Source organism: Bifidobacterium sp. POST2/T3 (B1) (assembly GCF_058197115.1).
Genome location: NZ_JBVPQK010000374.1, coordinates 1 through 2,532 on the forward strand (window position 1 = coordinate 1; position 2,532 = coordinate 2,532).

Consider the following 2,532-nt stretch of genomic DNA (forward strand, 5'->3'; position numbering starts at 1 on the left):
AGGATTATGGCGAGCAGAATACTGACGGCCATAGCTGGTCTACCTATTGTGTACGAATGCTGACGCATGCTAATTACAATCCCCTTCCCCCAGGAACAGCGGCCAAGCTATCGGATATCCCCATCTTTCAAGCCAGCCGTAGGCCAGGTACAATCCCGACAATCTGAAACAACTTTATCACACCTGGCCTTGTAGCACTCAGGCTATAGCTGCAGTGGGGCTTCTTAACGGCAATATTTGGGTTGTGAAGGTTGATGAATATCGGGTTTCGTTGCTTACTGTTCCACGACTTTGGAGGCTCCGGACGGCAGGCAGAATGGGACGCACGTTTGCTGTTTTACTTGTAGCTGCTTTCGGTCAACTTCCTGCTGCTCGATTGCTCGTTGGCCTAGCCTTCATAAGTTTCGGATATGCGGGTCGAGCAATGCAATTAATTTGGTCCCACTCGGTTGGTTGCAAGAGAGCTTGTGTGGGTTGCCTTGCGCGATCTCGATTTGTGCGAATGGGAAGAAATTCTTTCCGTCACCTGCTGGGTAATTTATGTCAGAAGAAGAACGCTGCATGGCTTGCCCGTTCACCTTGCATTGCGCGGCATCAGTCCGCTTGAGGTCGGCTCGCTGTGCCAGTACATACAGGGTTCCCGATTTGTTCGCAGAGATGGTTTTGACACTGCCGTCACCAGAAACGTTGTACTTTGTCAACGATGAAAGATAATTGGAGACCTGTTTCACTGATGGCTCTGACCTGTTCGATCCCTGGCAACCCGAGAACAGGGCCACACTCATCAATACTGCTACGAGAGCGATTATTCGTTTTTCCCAGATAGCCCCAGCTGTTCTTGCTCTGCTGCGGAATTGGGCTGGCAATGCCGTGAGCCGTCCCACGCATACCTGGGAATCCCGCTCATGCGCCTCTGCCGGATCAAAGTCTGCCTGTCCAAAAGCCTTTGTCTCCTTCATCAGTTCTCCTTAGGCAAGTAGGGGAGGGCTCACAACATTGTTCATTAGATTTAAGTCTCATAACCCAGAAGAGCGGTTATTGGCTAAGGCAAGCTTAGCTCTTTCTCTAAGTATACAAAATATTTGCCGACTCGATATTTGCCGGCTTGTATCATTCGCGGTCGAATGCTGGCCATATTTACTTGGTTAGCCGCCACTCTTCCTATCGGGTTAACGTCAAGAGCGCGATCCTCACCTTCTGCAGGCCAAACGCCACAGCGGGTGCCCTCAGGGCAGCTGGTCCATATGCCCGCTGTAGTCATGGTTGACGGGGTTGGTGTTCCAGGGGTAGGGCAGTGCGGTCTGCGGATAGATGTCCGCCAACAGGGCGTAGCCGGTCGGGTCGTATTCGCGTAGCTCGTTCCTGGTGTTGAGCGGGCCTCGGACACCGTCCCAGGTGTCGTTGGCGCTCTCGGCCATGACGTTGAACCACATGGAGGTCAGAGTGGCGAAGTACTCCTCGATGTTGCCCATCAAGTAGGTGCGGGGCCAGAGACCCGTCTCCTGTGCATGGCTATAGGCGGCTTGGATTCGGTGAGCCAGGCTCTGATCCTCCAGGCGGTTGATGCCCAGAAGGTGGATGGCGTGGCCGAATTCATGGGCCAGTATGGACTCATTGGGGTAGCGGGTCTGGTGTACGCCCTCAGTGATGCGTTCGATGTTGGCGGCGGAGATGGAAGTGATCGGGTCGCCGATCATGCCTCCATAGCCTTCCACCGGCCGATCCATGATCTGGGCGCCGCCGCGATGCTCGGGTATGTCATAGACGTCCTCGTGCAGCCCGTAGATGGCGACCCTGGCACCCTCGGCGATCATGGTCTTGGCTACCTGCGGCGATGAGGACAGCATGGTGTCGATCAGGTCGGCCGCCAGCAGCCGGGTGTGGTGCTTGACATCGTCCGAAGATTCGATGGGGATGCCGCAACGGCAGTTGGTGAACTGGGTGTATTGATAGTGCCAGTTGTTGACCATGATCTCGACCTCCGGGTCGGCCTGCTGGCCTTGGCGGTTGACGATGGCCGAGTCCGCCCGTATGGTCAGACGCCCCAGAACAGTAAAATCCAAGGGTTCCCTGGTAATCAGCGTGGACCGTTTTTTGATGGGTTCATAGACGTTGAGCAGGTTCCACTCCACGTCGGTCCTCTCCATCAGCGGCAGGGGATGGCCGTCCAGGGAAAGGCGGAAATGTCGGGGGTCGGCGGCTCCCTTCACCTCCTGATCCCAGTAGAGTTCGATGCGTCGAGGATCGATCATCTGGCTAAAAATCACCCGAGGTGGATTGGTATGAGGCATTGGGGGATCTCCCTTCATCGCGGAATCACCTTGATGTTTTCATCCTATGGGACTTGTGGGCGAAACCTCTTTGGCGGGGACCATTGAGTCAATAAAAACCACCTATTGTTCCCTTCGCTTAACCCTACGGCCGGGTTCAGTGGGAGTTGAAATGCCGCTGGTGAAAGGTTCTGCGGTAGCGGGTGGGGCTGATGCCGGTGCTGCGTTTGAACACCTTCATGAAGTATTTATCGTCCTTGTA

2 protein-coding genes are annotated in these 2,532 nt (G+C 54.9%); both read right to left on the bottom strand.

The features are described 5' to 3' along the window. Nucleotides 1–395: 395 nt before the first annotated feature. A complete protein-coding gene (locus AC0AP0_RS11775; protein WP_490430599.1) occupies nt 396–959 on the bottom strand; it encodes a hypothetical protein in 564 nt (187 codons plus the stop codon). Nucleotides 960–1,226: 267 nt separating this feature from the next. Further along, entirely contained in the window at nt 1,227–2,291 is a 1,065-nt protein-coding gene (locus AC0AP0_RS11780; RefSeq protein WP_490430600.1) for a hypothetical protein, read from the bottom strand. Between the last annotated feature and the right edge of the window lie 241 nt (nt 2,292–2,532).